The sequence below is a fragment of the Pseudomonas sp. GD03944 genome (assembly GCF_029839275.1).
GTDB lineage: Bacteria > Pseudomonadota > Gammaproteobacteria > Pseudomonadales > Pseudomonadaceae > Aquipseudomonas.
Genome location: NZ_JAOCAH010000012.1, coordinates 20,916 through 35,414, shown reverse-complemented (window position 1 = coordinate 35,414; position 14,499 = coordinate 20,916). Strand labels below are relative to the sequence as shown.

The window sequence follows — 14,499 nt, the reverse complement described above, 5'->3', positions numbered from 1 at the left end:
TGCACGGCATACGGGTTGTTAAATGCCGCGCGCGGCCCAATAACCCTCTTATCTCCCTTCGCATTACAGGTGCTTGCCCGTGACCGCCAGCAACCCCCTCCTGCAGCAATTCGACCTGCCACCCTACTCCAGCATTCGCCCCGAGCATGTGGAGCCCGCGGTGGACACCATTCTGGCCGACAACCGTGTGGCCATCGCCGAGCTGCTGAGCCGCCAGTCCGGCGCCCCGACCTGGGAAAACCTGGTGCTGGTGTTCGATGAACTGCACGAGCGCCTCGGCCGTGCCTGGAGCCCGGTGAGCCACCTCAACTCGGTGTGCAACAACGCCGAGCTGCGTGCGGCCTACGAGGCCTGCCTGCCGAAGCTCTCCGAATACTGGACCGAACTGGGGCAGAACCGCGCCCTGTTCCAGGCCTACGACGCCCTGGCCACCGGCCCCCAGGCGGCCGGTTTCGACGTGGCGCAGAAGACCATCCTCGAACACGCCCTGCGTGATTTCCGTCTGTCCGGTATCGACCTGCCGGAGGCCGAGCAGCAGCGCTACGGTGCGATTCAGATGAAACTGTCCGAGCTGGCCAGCCGGTTCTCCAACCAGCTGCTCGACGCCACCCAGGGCTGGAGCAAGCTGGTCAGCGACGAAGCGGCCCTGGCCGGCCTCACCGACTCGGCCAAGGCGCAGATGAAGCAAGCGGCCGAAGCCAAGGGCCAGGATGGCTGGCTGATCACCCTGGAATTCCCCAGCTACTTTGCCGTGATGACCTACGCCGACGACCGCGCCCTGCGCGAAGAGGTGTACGCCGCCTACTGCACCCGCGCCTCCGACCAGGGGCCGAACGCCGGGCAGAACGACAACGGCCCGGTGATGCAGGAGATTCTCGACCTGCGCCAGGAACTGGCCCGTCTGCTGGGCTTCGGCAATTACGCCGAGCTGAGCCTGGCGAGCAAGATGGCCGAGAGCACCGATCAAGTGCTGAGCTTCCTGCGTGACCTGGCGGTGCGCAGCAAGCCGTTCGCCGCCCAGGACCTGGTCGAGCTGCGGGCTTTTGCCGCCGAGCAGAGCTGCAACGACCTGCAGAGCTGGGACGTCGGCTACTACAGCGAGAAACTGCGCGAGCAGCGCTACAGCATTTCCCAGGAAATCCTGCGGGCCTACTTCCCGGTGGATAAGGTCCTGTCGGGGCTGTTCGCCATCGTCGAGAAACTCTACGGCATCCAGATCAAGGAGCTGTCGGGCTTCGACACCTGGCACCCGGACGTGCGCCTGTTCGAGATCACCGAGAACGGCAACCACGTCGGCCGCTTCTTCTTCGACCTCTACGCCCGCGCCAACAAGCGCGGCGGCGCGTGGATGGACGGTGCCCGCGACAAGCGCCGCGCCGCCGATGGCCGGCTGATCAGCCCGGTGGCCAACCTGGTGTGCAACTTCACCCCGGCCGTCGGCGACAAGCCGGCGCTGCTGACCCACGATGAAGTCACCACCCTGTTCCACGAATTCGGCCACGGCCTGCACCACCTGCTGACCCGGGTCGAACACGCCGGTGCCTCGGGCATCAATGGCGTGGCCTGGGACGCGGTCGAGCTGCCGAGCCAGTTCATGGAGAACTGGTGCTGGGAGCCGGAAGGCCTGGCGCTGATCTCCGGCCATTACCAGACCGGCGAGGCCCTGCCCCAGGACCTGCTGGACAAGATGCTGGCGGCGAAGAACTTCCAGTCCGGCCTGATGATGGTGCGGCAACTGGAGTTCTCCCTGTTCGACTTCGAGCTGCACGCCACCCATGGCGACGGCCGCAGCGTGCTGGAGGTGCTCGAAACCATCCGCGCCGAGGTGTCGGTGCTGCGTCCGCCGGCCTACAACCGCTTCCCCAACAGCTTCGCGCACATCTTCGCCGGCGGTTACGCGGCGGGTTATTACAGCTACAAGTGGGCCGAAGTGCTGTCGGCCGATGCCTTCTCCAGGTTCGAGGAAGAGGGCGTATTCAACAGCGAGACCGGCCGCGCGTTCCGCGAGGCGATCCTGGCCCGGGGCGGTTCCCAGGAACCGATGGTGCTGTTCGTCGACTTCCGTGGTCGTGAGCCGAGCATCGACGCCCTGCTGCGCCACCTCGGGCTCAGCGCGGAGGCGGCATGAGCGACGCCCCTGAGAACGTGACCCCCAAGCGCTTCATCGCCGGTGCCGTATGTCCGGCGTGCAGCGAAATGGACAGCATCAAGATGTGGAACGTCGACGGCGTGCCGCACCGTGAGTGCGTGCAGTGCGGCTACGCCGACACCCTCGACGAGCGCGGCAACTCGGTGCCGAAGGAGCTGCCGACGCGGGTCAACATCAGCGCCCTGCAGCCGAAGAAAGCGGCCGACCCCAAGGTCAAGGCCGTGCAGTTCTTCCCCAATCCGAAGCTGAAGAAAGACAAGGACTGAGCCCATGTGGCACCTCGTCTGCGGCGACAACGCCGTGGCTGGCGTCCGCCGGGTGATCGGCCAGGCGGCCGCCGAGGCGGGCCTTCGCGTGCTGCGTGATGACTTGGCCGTCGGCCCGCTGGGGGATGTGGACACACCACCCTGCGCTGCCCGCGCCGCGTTCTGGCGCGGTGTCTGGCCAGAGGCAGTGACGCCCGTGCCGGACTTCGCCACGGGCTTGCCCGAGGACGCACGCTGGCTGGCGTCACTGGCCCATCAGGAGCGACCGGTTACCGTCTGGCATGGCGACAGCTGCAGCGAGCAATTGCTGCTGGCGCGTGTCGCCCATGCCCTGCAAGGCAGCGCCGTCGAGCTGTGGGAAGTGGCCTGTGGTACCGGCGACAGCCGTGTGCCGACGCGCAAGGCGGTGGCCATGCACGATCCCGACGCCCTGGCGCAGATCGCTCGACCTCGCCCGGTCGATGCCAATCGCCAGGCCGAGCTGGCGGCGCAGTGGCGGGCGTTGCTCGCGGACGGCGCGCCGGTGCGCCGCTGGCAGGCGGGGATATTCGCCAGTGAAGGCTATGCGGGCACCGATGCCGCGCTGCTGGATCACGCCGGGGATGATTGGCGGCCGCTGGACCGGGTCATGGCCGAGGTCATGGCGCGCAACGACGGCTTCTTCGCCACGGACTTCTTCCTGTACTGGCGGGTACGCGAGTTGGCCGCCGCTGGCCAACTGGTGCTGACCGGCGAGCCCGCTGAGTACGGCTACAAAGGCTTGCAGGTGCGGCGCGTCTGATGCCGTGGTGGTCGCTGGTGGATGAAAACAGCGTCATCCACCCTGCGGTTGCTTCCAGGCCGGGCGGCGGCCCCTGACGAAAACCGGCAGTCTGCTGCAAACAAAAACGCCGCTCCAACTGGAGCGGCGTTTTTGTTTGCCAGGGTGCGCGTCAGGTGCGCAGGATCTCGTTGATCGCACTGGGCTTGGGTCGCATCGAGCTGTAGACCTGCCAGAGGATGAACGCCAGTGCCAGGCCCAGGAAGGTGCCGGCGATGGGGTTGGTGAAGAACTCCGCGAAGCTGCCATCGGACAGCATCAGGCCACGGCGCAGGTTGGTCTCCGCCATCGGCCCGAGGATGAAGCCGATGATGAATGGCGCCGCCGGCATCCCCGCCTTGACGAAGCCGTAGCCGAGTACGCCGAACAGCAGGATCGACCAGACGTCGAACAGGCGGCTGGACAGACCGAAGGCGCCCACGACGCACAGCACCAGGATGATCGGCAGCAGGATGTGCTTGGGCACGTCCAGCAGCTTGATGAAGAGCCGCAGGCCATAGAACTCCATGAACAGCATCATGAAGGTGGCGACGATCAGGGCAGCGAAGATGGTGTACACCAGCGGACCCTGGCTGATGAACAGCAGCGGGCCAGGCTGGATGCCATGGATCAGGAAGCCGCCGAGCATGATCGCGGTGACCGTGTCGCCGGGAATCCCCAGGGTCATCAACGGCATCATGGCGCCGCCGATACCGGCGTTGTTGGCGGTTTCACTGGCCACCACACCGCCGATGTTGCCCTTGCCATAGGTGTCTCCGTCCTTGGCGCGCTTCTTGGCGATGATGTAGGCCACCAGGTTGGAGGTGCCGGCACCGATGCCCGGCAGGATGCCGATGCCCAGGCCGATCAGGCCGGAGCGCCCGGCGTTGGGCAGTTGCTGACGGAATTCCTTGAGCGAGAAGCCGAAGCCCTTGATGTTCTTCATGCTCACCGACTGGGCCTTGCCCTGCACCGAATGGCGGCCGGTTTCGGCGAGCTTGATGATCTCGGCGACGGCGAACATGCCGATCATCACCGTGAGCATGGAGAAGCCGCCGTTGAGCTCGCTGAAGCCGAAGGTGAAGCGGCGAATCGCTTCCACCGGTGCGATACCCACGGTGGATACGGCAAAACCCAGGGCACCGGCGAACAGGCCTTTGGCCATGGAACCGGCGGACAGGGTGGCGATCAGGGTCAGGGAGAACACCGCGATGGCGAAGTACTCATGCGGGCCGAAGCTCAGTGCCACCTTGGCCAGCTGCGGGGCGATGAACATCAGGGCCGCGATGCTGAACAGGGTGCCGAGGAAGGAGAACACGATGCCGACGCCCAGCGCTTTGGCGCCGTGCCCTTGCTCCATCAGTGGCCCGCCATCGAATACCGTGGCAATCGATGAGGGTGTTCCGGGAATTTTCAGCAGGATCGCCGAGATAAGCCCCCCCGAGGTCGCACCGATGAACAGTGCCACCAGCAGGGACAGGCCCGCCTGTGGGCCCATGGTGAAGGTCAGGGGCAGGCACAGCGCCACCGCCATGGTGGCGGACAGCCCGGGCACCGCACCGAAGACAATACCCACGGCCACGCCAATGGCCATGAGTATCAGGATGTTCAGCGAGAAGACGGCACCGAAGCCTTGCTGCAGTAATTCGAGCATGGTCGGATCCTCAGAGGAAATTGTTCAGCAGGCCAGCGGGCAACAACAGGTCGAAGGCCTCGCGGAACAGCAGGAAAATGACGGCCGATGTCGCGGTGGCGATCAGCAGGTAACTGACGTGCTTGACCTTGTGATCCACCGGCGTCAGCACGATGAACTGCAGGTACAGGTAAATGACCGTCATGATCGGGAAACCGACCGGTCCCATCAGGGCCATGTAGCCCAGGATCAGGCCCAGCGTCAGGAGCACGGTCTTGGGTTCGACCACCGGCTTGGCCGTCTCCTCCGCGGGGAGTTCAGGCAGGTCGCTGGGTGCCTTCTCGACCGGCTCGTCGGCAGAAGCCTTGCGCGGGAAGGCACTGAACAGCTGAATCACGCCCAGCAGGGCGAGCAGGCCGGCAAGCAAGACGGGTACGGTACCGGCGTCGACGCCGCCGTGGCCGGGGAGTTGGTAGGCCATCACCATGTAGGCGAGGGCGGTACCGATCATGGCGAGGCCGATGATCAGTTCCTTTTTGTTCGTGGTGGTGCTCATGGGGGAACCTCGAAGAACGAATACGCGGCGGTGACCCGGATCATTCGGGTCGCCGCCGCGTCATGACTCACTTGCCCTGGCGCAGAGCATCCTTGAACTGCATGAAGTCTTCGCGGGTCTTGGCCAGGATCGCCTTCGACTCCTCGGTGCCGAAGTAGGCGACCGGCTGCTTGAACTTCTTCAGGTCCTCGGCGTATTCCGGGATTTCGGTGATCTGTTTCATCAGGTCGGCCATTTTCTTGATGATGGCCGGGTCAGTGCCTTTCGGGAATGCGACCACGTAGGGCTTGTCGAGGGTGATGTCCAGACCTTGTTCCTTGAGGGTCGGGATTTCGCCCAGCAGGGCGTTGCGCTCTTCGTTGGGCTGGCCCAGGGCGACCATCTGGCCGCCGTTCACGTAATCCTGCACCGAGCCGTAGCTGATCGCGCCCAGGTCGAGGCGACCGCCGAGCATGCCCACCACGCGGTCGGAGACGGTACCGCCGTCGACCATCTTCAGTTTGATCCCGGAGAGCTTCTCGAGCATCAGGCCCTGGACATGGGAGAAGCTGCCCATCTCGGTACCGTAGGTGATGCTGGCCGGGTTGGCCTTGGACTTCTCGACCAGGTCTTTCATGCTGGTCACGCCGGAGTCCTTGGAGGCCACGAAGATCGCGCTCTTGTCGACACCCGCGATGCAGGCGACGTCGAAGGTTTCATAGCTGTCTTCGGTGAGGCCGGCCACTTCGTTGACGATCAACTGGCCCGGGTGGGTGAAGAGAATGGTGTTGCCATCGGGCGCCGCGCCCTTGACCTGCTCGGCCGCCAGGGTGCCGCCACCGCCGGCCACGTTGGTGACGACCATGGTCTTACCGGTGATCTGGTTGAAGTACTTGGCCATCATGCGGGCGTTGAAGTCGGTGTCACCGCCCGGGTTGGCGATCACCACCACCTGGATGGGGCGGGTCGGCCATTTGACGTCGTCAGCGAAGGAGGCGGCGCAGGAGACCAGAGCCCCCATACCGACCATGGCAGAAAGAAGTGAGGCACGGATGGTTTTTTTCATTGGAATACTCCGGTGGGATGAAGGCCGCTCGCGCTAACGAACGAAGCCTGGGTGAAGGTACGACGCAGCGCCCCGTTCGATCGATGAATCGAGCAGGTAATGGATCGTAGATGAGAGAGTCGCCCTGTTCTGCCACAGGCATGGGCGTTGCGCGGGTTGTTCGGTAGACGAACGCCGGGCGCCGGACGGGCTGGCAGAGGTGACACGAACCTGTGGTCCGCGGAAGGGCTGAGCCATGAGGTGAATCTCTAGTTATTTTTATTGATGTTGTAGGTTGTCGTATGACTGGTTTTATCAAGTGAACCCTGGAGTGTCAACGAGATACGGATGGGCAGCTGTAACCGATCCTTAGAAAGCGGGGCTGCACAGCATTAACGCGTCAAACGAAGGGCTATCGCCGCCGCTGCCCGTCGCCGATTCTGGTGCTGGCGCCGTGGAGGCGTTTGGTGTTATTTGTTGTCGTACGACAACGTATCTCATCCCGTGGCCTTGGCTGAACGGTCCGGGAACGAGGTGCTCCAGCCGGGCGCCTCTCACTAGAACAATAAGGTGCAGCCTGCATGCCCGCGTTCCCTTCGCTCCATTCGTCCGCCCCTGCCAGGGCCATGAGTCACCGCCCTTCGACACCTGACGTGAGCTGAAGCCGTGATCGCCGCCAAGACCGGGCGCGTGCGCTACGGCATCCTGATGATGCTGTTCGCGGTCACTTCGGTGACCTTCGCCGACCGTTCCAGCCTGTCCATCGCCGGCTCTGCCCTGCAGGCCGACCTGGGCATCGATGCCGTCACCCTGGGCTACATCTTTTCAGCGTTCGGCTGGGCCTACGTGGTGGCCCAGATTCCCGGCGGCTGGCTGTTCGATCGCTTCGACGTCAAGCGCGTCTACAGCATCGCGCTGTTCGCCTGGTCGCTGCTGACCCTGTTGCAGGGGTTCGTCGGCTGGCTGCCGATGGCATGGACCATCGCCACGCTGTTCCTGCTGCGACTGGCTGTGGGGCTGGCCGCAGCACCGTGTTTTCCCGGTAATGCGCGGATCATCGCCGCCTGGTTCCCGACCACCGAACGGGCCACTGCCACGGCGGTGTCCAGCTCGGCGCAGTACTGCGCCACTGCGCTGTTCGCGCCCCTGATGGGCTGGGTGGTGCAAACCATGGGCTGGCAACAGGTGTTCATCGTGCTCGGCGGCTGCGGGTTGGTGCTGTGCGGTCTGTGGCTCAAGTTCATGCACGGCCCGCGCACCCACCCGCACATCGGCGAGGCCGAGTTCAAACACATCGAGGCCGGGGGCGGGCTGCTCGACCTGGCGCCGCTGGAGAACACCGGCGGCCGTTCGCAGCGCGGCTACCTGGGGTTGCTGCTGCGTCAGCGCACCTTGCTCGGTGTCTATATCGGGCAGTATTTCAGCAACGCCACCACCTATTTCTTCCTGACCTGGTTCCCGGTGTACCTGGTCCAGGAGCGCGGCATGACCCTGGTGGGCGCCGGCTTTGCTGCAGCGCTGCCGGCGATCAGCGGGTTCGTCGGCAGCCTGTGCGGCGGGTTGCTGTCCGATGGGCTGCTGCGCCGTGGCCATTCGCTGACGCTGGCGCGCAAGCTGCCCATCGTCTCCGGCCTGATGCTGTCCGCGAGCATGGTGCTGTGCATCTACGCAGAGTCGGACGCGGCAGCGGTCGGCCTGATGGCCCTGGCGTTCTTCGGCAAGGGCTTCGGCACCCTGGGCTGGACGCTGGTGGCCGATACCTCGCCGCGGCAGATCGTCGGTCTGTCCGGTGGGCTGTTCAATACGTTCGGCAACCTGGCGGCGATCATCACCCCCATCACCGTCGGCTACCTGGTCAGCCGCACCGGCAATTTCGATCTCGCGCTGGCCTACGTGGCGCTCAACGCCATCCTGGCCGCGCTCTGCTACCTGTTTCTGGTGGGGCGTATCGAGCGGATCGTGTTCGATGCCCCTGAAAAGGCTCCAGGAGCCGAGGCCAACACGCGCTGAGGCTGGGCGCGATCAAGAGAGGAATAGCGTCATGAGCACGATGAGCGAACTGGTACAGGCATTGGAGCAGGTGGTCGGCAAGGCCGGCCTGGTTCGTGATCCGGCGCTGATGGGCAGCTACCTCAGCGATTGGCGCAATGCCTACCGCGGCCAGGCGGCGCTGGTGGTGCGTCCAGGCTCCACCGAGGAAGTCGCATCCGTGGTCCGGCTGTGTCACGACGCACGTGTGGCGCTGGTGCCCCAAGGCGGCAACACCGGCTTGTGCGGCGGTTCGATCCCGGATGACTCGGGCCAGCAGGTCGTGCTGTCGCTGACCCGCATGACGCGGATTCGTGATGTCGACCCGGCCAACGAAACCATCACCGTGGAAGCCGGGGTGATCCTGCAGCACCTGCAGGAGGCCGCTGCCGAAGCCGGGCGTCTGTTCCCGCTGTCGCTCGGGGCCGAGGGCAGTTGCACCGTCGGTGGCAACCTGGCGACCAATGCCGGCGGCACCGCGGTGCTGCGCTACGGCAACATGCGCGACCTGGCCCTGGGCCTGGAGGTGGTGCTGCCCGACGGGCGCATCTGGAACGGCCTGCGCGGCCTGCGCAAGGACAACACCGGCTACGACCTCAAGCACCTGTTCATCGGTTCGGAAGGCACCCTGGGCATCATCACCGCGGCGGTGCTCAAGCTCTATCCCGCCATCCACAGCCGCACCACGGCCTGGGCGGCATTACCGAGCCCGCAGGCGGCGGTCGAGCTGATCGGGCGGATGCGCGCACTGTGCGGCGATCGCCTGACCGGTTTCGAGCTGATGTCCCGGCAGAGCGTCGAGTTCGTGCTGCGCCATGTGGCCGGCTGCACCGACCCATTCGCCGAGGTGCATCCTTGGTACGTGCTGATCGAGCTGAGCGACACCCTGCCCGATGCGCCGCTCGCGCAGATGCTGGAAACCGGCCTGGGCTCGGCGTTCGAGGCCGGAGAGGCGCTCGATGCGGTGGTCGCCAGCAGCGAAGCGCAGGTCGATGCTCTGTGGGCGATTCGGGAAGGGATTTCCGAGGCGCAGAACCACGAGGGGCCGAGCCTCAAGCACGACATCAGCGTGCCGGTCAGCTGCATTCCCGCCTTCGTCGAGGCGGCCGACCAGCGCTTGCAACAGGCTTTCCCCGGCGTGCGCATCGTTGCCTATGGGCATGTCGGCGATGGCAACCTGCACTACAACATCAGCAAGCCGGCGGGCAGCGACGATGCGCCGTTCAAGACCCAGGCCGAGGCCATCATGGGGCTCATCTACGACGTGACCCTTGAATTCGACGGCAGCATCAGCGCCGAGCATGGCATCGGGCAGGCCAAGCGCGAAGCCGCCCATCACTACAAGGCGCCGCTGGAGCTCGAGCTGATGCGCAGCCTCAAGCAGGCCCTGGACCCGACCGAGCTGATGAACCCGGGCAAGGTGCTCTGAGCGGCGCGTTCGTCGGGTTTCGCCGCCTGGGTTGTCGATTTGCCCAGGCGCCATCCGACCAGTCGGTAGCCATGCGTGGTGCATGGCCCGATTCGTCCAGGAGGAGACCCCTATGCCCCGCATCGCGCGCATCGCCCCTTGCCTGTGGTTCGACGACCAGGCCGAGCAGGCCGTTGAGCTGTATCTGTCGGTCTTTCCAAATTCGCGGATTACCGGCACTGCCCGCTACGGCGAGGCGGGCCGCGAGTTTCATGGCAAGACGCCCGGGTCGGTGATGACCGTCGCCTTCGAGCTGGACGGGCACCCCTTCACCGCCCTGAATGGTGGCCCGGTGTTCCGTTTCAACGAGGCGATATCGCTGCAGGTGTTCTGCGATTCACAGGCCGAACTGGACCATTACTGGGACACACTGTCGGAAGGCGGCGACCCCCAGGCCCGGCAATGTGGCTGGCTCAAGGACCGCTTCGGGGTGTCCTGGCAGGTGGTGCCCACGGTTCTTGCCGACATGCTCGACGGCGGTGACAGCCCGCGCGGGCAGCGGGTGATGGCGGCCTTGCTGACGATGCAGAAGCTCGACATCGCCACCCTGCAACGAGCCTGCGATGGCTAGTCGCGGAAGAACTCACCCGGCGTGCTGCCGAACTGTTGGCGGAAGGCGGCGATGAAGGCCGAGGTGGATTCGTAGCCACAGGCCAGGGCCACGTCGGTGACCCGCTGGCCGCGCTCCAGCGGTCCGAGGGCACCGAGCAGGCGCAGGCGCTGGCGCCAGGCGCGGAAGGTCAGGCCGGTATCGCGCAGGAACAGGCGGCTCAGGGTCTTTTCCGACGCGCCCAGCAGCACGCCCCACTGGCCCAGGCTGCGGCTGTCGTCCGGCTGGCGCTGCAGGTGGCGGCACAGCTGCTGCAGGCGCGCGTCGCGGGGCAACGGCAGTGACAGGCTGACCTCCGGGGCGGCGCGCAACTGGTCGAGCAGCACCTGGGCCAGGCGTCCGTCGGCGCCCTGTTCGTCGTATTCCACGGGGCCTGCGCAGAAGCGCTCCACCAGCTCCCGGGTCAGGCGGTCGATCTCCAGCACCCGGCAGTGGTCCGGGGCCCAATCGGTGGCGCTGTGCGCCAGGTACAGGCTGCGCATCTCGGTATTGGGCGAGCTGATGACTTCATGTTCCAGGCCGGCAGGCACCCAGATCGCCCGTTGCGGCGGGGCGACGAAGCTGCCGGCGGCGGTGTGCACGTGCAGCACGCCCTGGATGGCATAACTCAACTGCACCCAGGGATGGCTGTGGCGCGGTGTACCGACCTGCCGGGGCAGGGACTCGGTGCGCGCATACAGCGGGCGGGGCAGGGCCTGCAGGTCGGGAACCTGGCGCTCCGGCAGGGCATGTTGTCCGTTTGGCGACATTCTCTGGCTTGATGGCGTTAGTCGGTAAGAAGTCGCCACGATAGAGTGGCCGCACGCCTGCCTGCAAGGCCCTGCAACCTGTTCCGGATACTTCTCACCATGGCCCGCTCCCGTTTACTGCCTGACAATTTCACCCTGACCCTGATCGCCGTCGTGGCCGCCGCCAGCCTGCTGCCCGTCAGCGGTGGCGCCGCCGTGGCGTTCGGCTGGATCACCAACCTGGCCATCGCCCTGCTGTTCTTCCTGCACGGCGCCAAACTGTCGCGCGAGGCGATCCTCGCCGGGGCCGGTCACTGGCGCCTGCACCTGCTGGTGTTCAGCTGCACCTTCATCCTGTTCCCGATCCTCGGGCTGGCCCTCAAGCCGCTGCTGTCACCGCTGGTCGGTATCGAGCTGTACCTGGGCATCCTCTACCTGTGCGCCCTGCCGGCGACGGTGCAGTCGGCCATCGCCTTCACCTCGCTGGCCCGGGGCAACATTCCCGCGGCAATCTGCAGCGCGGCGGCGTCCAGCCTGTTCGGCATCTTCCTCACGCCGCTGCTGGTGGCGATCCTCATGGGCGTGCACGGCGACGGCGGCTCGATGCTCGACGCCATCGGCAAGATCACCCTGCAACTGCTGGTGCCGTTCATCGCCGGCCAGGTGGCGCGCCGCTGGATCGGCGCCTGGGTCGGGCGCAACAAGGACTGGTTGAAGTACGTCGACCAGGGCTCGATCCTGCTGGTGGTCTACACCGCGTTCAGCGAGGCGGTGGTCGAAGGGCTGTGGCACCAGGTGTCGCTGCCGACCCTGGTCGCCCTGGTGTTCGCCTGCTGCGTGCTGCTGGCGCTGGCCCTGGGCATCACCGCGCTGCTGGGCAAGTGGTGCGGCTTCAGCCTGGAAGATCGCATCACCATTCTCTTCTGCGGCTCGAAGAAGAGCTTGGCCACCGGCGTGCCGATGGCCCAGGTGCTGTTCGCCGGCAGCGCCATCGGCCTGCTGATCCTGCCGCTGATGCTGTTCCACCAGATCCAGCTGATGGTTTGCGCGGTGCTGGCCCAGCGTTATGCCAGGCGGCCAGAAGAGCCAGCGGCCGAACAGGCCAAACCCGTCGCCCCCTGACCTGGCGTATCCGCGCTGCGCGACGACTGACCGACGAACCGACTGGCGCCATGGGGTAATTTCAAATACTGTTCATGCATACAGTATTCGGAGTTTCCCATGTCCGTCTCTTTGCCACCGCGCGGTCGTGGCACGGCCAGTAATCCGCACAACCGTTATGCCCCGACGCAGATCATCGCCAGCGATGACGGCTGGTACCAGGAGGTGCCGCCCAGCCGCGCCACGGAAGTGCGGGCGGAAACCGCCAAGACCCTCATCACCCGCAACCAGTCGCCGGACCTGCCGTTCGACCGCTCGATCAACCCCTACCGGGGCTGCGAGCACGGCTGCATCTACTGCTACGCCAGGCCCAGCCACGCCTACTGGGACCTCTCGCCGGGCATCGACTTCGAGACCCGGCTGATCGCCAAGACCAACGCCGCCGCAGTGCTCGAACAGCAATTGAGCAAGCCGGGCTACCAGTGCGCGCCGATCAACCTGGGCTCCAACACCGACCCCTACCAGCCCATCGACCGCGAGCACCGCCTGACCCGCCAGGTGCTGGAGGTGCTGCTGCGCTACCGGCACCCGGTGACCATCGTCACCAAGGGCTCGCTGATCCTGCGCGACCTGGACCTGCTCACCGAGCTGGCGCAGATGAACCTGGTGTCGGTGTACATCAGCCTTACCACCCTGGACGACGAGCTCAAGCGCATCCTTGAACCCCGGGCGGCGGCGCCGTCGGCCCGGTTGCGGGCGATCCGCGTGCTGCGCCAGCATGGCATTCCGGTCGGGGTGCTGTGCTCGCCGATGATCCCGATGATCAACGACATGGAACTGGAGCGCCTGCTCGAATCGGCGAAAAAGGCCGGCGCGCAGAGCGCCAACTACATGCTGCTGCGCCTGCCGCGGGAGGTGGCGCCGCTGTTCGAGGAGTGGCTGCAGGCGCATCACCCACAGCGTGCCGAGCACGTGCTCAGCCTGATCCGCCAGAGCCGGGGCGGCGAGCTGTACGACAGCCGTTTCGGCACGCGCTTTCGTGGCGAGGGCGCGTTCGCCGACCTGCTGGAGCAGCGCTTTGCCGTGGCCATCCGCCGCTTCGGCCTGGCGCGGCGCCAGCCCCATTCGCTCGATTGCAGCCGTTTCGCGCCGCCGGGTGGCCAGCTTTCGCTGCTGTGAAATGCCTGGCCACGAAAATGCCCCGGCCTGCTGGTTGTCGCCTCCCCTGCTTGAGGCGACACTTGGCGTGTGACTCGCCACCCGCAGAAGCTGTCGCTTTAACAGCGAATTTCAGGTCCATAGAGGTCAAGGGCATGCCTTACAAACACCAGGTCATTCCACTCAAGGCCCACGAGGGCAATGAAACCGCCGATGAGGCGCTGAAAAGCATCGTCGACGGTTTCAAGCACTTCCGTAACGAAATCTTCCCGCAGCAGGAAGAGCTGTTCAAAAAGCTCGCCACCGCGCAGAACCCACGGGCCATGTTCATCACCTGCGCCGACTCGCGCGTGGTGCCGGAACTGATCACCCAGAGCTCGCCGGGCGACCTGTTCGTCAACCGCAACGTCGGTAACGTGGTGCCGGCCTACGGCCAGATGATGGGCGGCGTCTCCACCGCCATCGAATACGCGGTCATGGCCCTGGGCGTGCAGCACATCGTGATCTGCGGCCACTCCGACTGTGGCGCGATGAAGGCGGTGCTCAACCCGCAGTCTCTGGAAACCATGCCGACGGTCAAGGCCTGGCTGCGCCATGCCGAAGTCGCGCGCACGGTTGTTGCGGAAAACTGCAGCTGCGCCACCGACAAGGAAACCCTTGAGGTGCTCACCGAGGAGAACGTGGTGGCCCAGCTCGACCACCTGCGTACCCACCCGTCGGTCGCCTCCAAGCTGGCCAGCGGTCAGCTGTTCATCCATGGCTGGGTGTATGACATCGAAACCAGCCAGATCAAGGCCTACGACGCCGAGCTGGGTGGCTTCCTGCCGCTCGATGGCGACAAGGTACCCATGGCCACGCCGCGCGCCCGTTATCCACAGGGCTGAGTCTGTGGTGGTGAGCACGCCCGTGCTCACCGCCCGTTTGGCCCTCGCGCCGAATGTGCTAAAAAAGCGGCTTCCGACGCAATGAGCGGCACCGC

13 protein-coding genes are annotated in these 14,499 nt (G+C 65.5%); 9 read left to right on the top strand and 4 right to left on the bottom strand.

What is annotated here, in order from left to right:
• Positions 1 to 79: 79 nt before the first annotated feature.
• Genes prlC through N5C28_RS17925 form a run of 3 tightly spaced genes read left to right on the top strand, consistent with a single transcriptional unit; the run spans position 80 to position 3,196 of the window.
• Positions 80 to 2,128, top strand: coding sequence for an oligopeptidase A (prlC, locus tag N5C28_RS17935; RefSeq protein ID WP_279824455.1), 2,049 nt, complete (start codon positions 80 to 82; stop codon positions 2,126 to 2,128).
• Entirely contained in the window at positions 2,125 to 2,415 is a 291-nt protein-coding gene (locus tag N5C28_RS17930) for a YheV family putative zinc ribbon protein (protein WP_279824454.1), read from the top strand. Before prlC ends, N5C28_RS17930 begins: the two co-directional genes overlap by 4 nt.
• A gap of 4 nt (positions 2,416 to 2,419) precedes the next feature.
• On the top strand, positions 2,420 to 3,196 hold the full coding sequence (locus tag N5C28_RS17925) for a DUF1835 domain-containing protein (protein ID WP_279824453.1): 777 nt from the start codon (positions 2,420 to 2,422) through the stop codon (positions 3,194 to 3,196).
• A 151-nt stretch (positions 3,197 to 3,347) separates the two neighbouring features.
• On the opposite strand, the gene N5C28_RS17920 is transcribed toward N5C28_RS17925, so the two are convergent.
• The 3 genes from N5C28_RS17920 to N5C28_RS17910 all read right to left on the bottom strand — a co-directional run bounded on the left by N5C28_RS17920 (position 3,348) and on the right by N5C28_RS17910 (position 6,448).
• A complete protein-coding gene (locus tag N5C28_RS17920; protein ID WP_279824452.1) occupies positions 3,348 to 4,868 on the bottom strand; it encodes a tripartite tricarboxylate transporter permease in 1,521 nt (506 codons plus the stop codon).
• Positions 4,869 to 4,878: 10 nt separating this feature from the next.
• Positions 4,879 to 5,403 (bottom strand): tripartite tricarboxylate transporter TctB family protein, encoded by a 525-nt coding sequence (locus N5C28_RS17915; RefSeq protein ID WP_279824451.1) that lies wholly within the window; start codon positions 5,401 to 5,403, stop codon positions 4,879 to 4,881.
• 67 nt (positions 5,404 to 5,470) lie between these two features.
• The gene (locus tag N5C28_RS17910) at positions 5,471 to 6,448 is read right to left on the bottom strand and encodes a tripartite tricarboxylate transporter substrate binding protein (RefSeq protein ID WP_279824450.1); all 978 of its coding nucleotides are present in this window, start codon (positions 6,446 to 6,448) and stop codon (positions 5,471 to 5,473) included.
• Positions 6,449 to 7,093: 645 nt separating this feature from the next.
• On the opposite strand from N5C28_RS17910, the gene N5C28_RS17905 reads away from it, so the two are divergent.
• From N5C28_RS17905 to N5C28_RS17895, 3 genes are all read left to right on the top strand, one after another.
• Positions 7,094 to 8,437 (top strand): MFS transporter, encoded by a 1,344-nt coding sequence (locus N5C28_RS17905; RefSeq protein WP_279824449.1) that lies wholly within the window; start codon positions 7,094 to 7,096, stop codon positions 8,435 to 8,437.
• 31 nt (positions 8,438 to 8,468) lie between these two features.
• Positions 8,469 to 9,884: an FAD-binding oxidoreductase gene (locus tag N5C28_RS17900; protein WP_279824447.1), complete on the top strand. Its 1,416-nt coding sequence runs from the start codon at positions 8,469 to 8,471 to the stop codon at positions 9,882 to 9,884.
• Positions 9,885 to 9,996: 112 nt separating this feature from the next.
• A complete protein-coding gene (locus N5C28_RS17895) occupies positions 9,997 to 10,494 on the top strand; it encodes a VOC family protein (RefSeq protein WP_279824446.1) in 498 nt (165 codons plus the stop codon).
• On the opposite strand, the gene N5C28_RS17890 is transcribed toward N5C28_RS17895, so the two are convergent.
• Positions 10,491 to 11,282, bottom strand: a complete 792-nt coding sequence (locus tag N5C28_RS17890) for a helix-turn-helix transcriptional regulator (protein WP_279824445.1) — start codon at positions 11,280 to 11,282, stop codon at positions 10,491 to 10,493. The genes N5C28_RS17895 and N5C28_RS17890 overlap by 4 nt on opposite strands.
• Before the next feature lie 99 nt (positions 11,283 to 11,381).
• Here N5C28_RS17890 and N5C28_RS17885 point away from each other — a divergent pair, with 99 nt between their 5' ends.
• The 3 genes from N5C28_RS17885 (at position 11,382) to N5C28_RS17875 (ending at position 14,404) form a co-directional block, all read left to right on the top strand.
• Positions 11,382 to 12,383: a bile acid:sodium symporter gene (locus N5C28_RS17885; protein WP_279824443.1), complete on the top strand. Its 1,002-nt coding sequence runs from the start codon at positions 11,382 to 11,384 to the stop codon at positions 12,381 to 12,383.
• A 99-nt stretch (positions 12,384 to 12,482) separates the two neighbouring features.
• Positions 12,483 to 13,541: a PA0069 family radical SAM protein gene (locus tag N5C28_RS17880; RefSeq protein ID WP_279824442.1), complete on the top strand. Its 1,059-nt coding sequence runs from the start codon at positions 12,483 to 12,485 to the stop codon at positions 13,539 to 13,541.
• A 134-nt stretch (positions 13,542 to 13,675) separates the two neighbouring features.
• On the top strand, positions 13,676 to 14,404 hold the full coding sequence (locus N5C28_RS17875; protein ID WP_279824441.1) for a carbonic anhydrase: 729 nt from the start codon (positions 13,676 to 13,678) through the stop codon (positions 14,402 to 14,404).
• The last annotated feature ends 95 nt before the right edge of the window (positions 14,405 to 14,499 follow it).

Coding starts and splice junctions, on each gene's coding strand:
- N5C28_RS17910 (WP_279824450.1), bottom strand. CDS start 6,448: ATGAAAAAAACCATCCGTGCCTCACTTCTTTCTGCCATGGTCGGTATG.
- N5C28_RS17915 (WP_279824451.1), bottom strand. CDS start 5,403: ATGAGCACCACCACGAACAAAAAGGAACTGATCATCGGCCTCGCCATG.
- N5C28_RS17880 (WP_279824442.1), top strand. CDS start 12,483: ATGTCCGTCTCTTTGCCACCGCGCGGTCGTGGCACGGCCAGTAATCCG.
- N5C28_RS17875 (WP_279824441.1), top strand. CDS start 13,676: ATGCCTTACAAACACCAGGTCATTCCACTCAAGGCCCACGAGGGCAAT.
- N5C28_RS17895 (WP_279824446.1), top strand. CDS start 9,997: ATGCCCCGCATCGCGCGCATCGCCCCTTGCCTGTGGTTCGACGACCAG.
- N5C28_RS17930 (WP_279824454.1), top strand. CDS start 2,125: ATGAGCGACGCCCCTGAGAACGTGACCCCCAAGCGCTTCATCGCCGGT.
- N5C28_RS17900 (WP_279824447.1), top strand. CDS start 8,469: ATGAGCACGATGAGCGAACTGGTACAGGCATTGGAGCAGGTGGTCGGC.
- N5C28_RS17920 (WP_279824452.1), bottom strand. CDS start 4,868: ATGCTCGAATTACTGCAGCAAGGCTTCGGTGCCGTCTTCTCGCTGAAC.
- N5C28_RS17885 (WP_279824443.1), top strand. CDS start 11,382: ATGGCCCGCTCCCGTTTACTGCCTGACAATTTCACCCTGACCCTGATC.
- N5C28_RS17890 (WP_279824445.1), bottom strand. CDS start 11,282: ATGTCGCCAAACGGACAACATGCCCTGCCGGAGCGCCAGGTTCCCGAC.
- N5C28_RS17925 (WP_279824453.1), top strand. CDS start 2,420: ATGTGGCACCTCGTCTGCGGCGACAACGCCGTGGCTGGCGTCCGCCGG.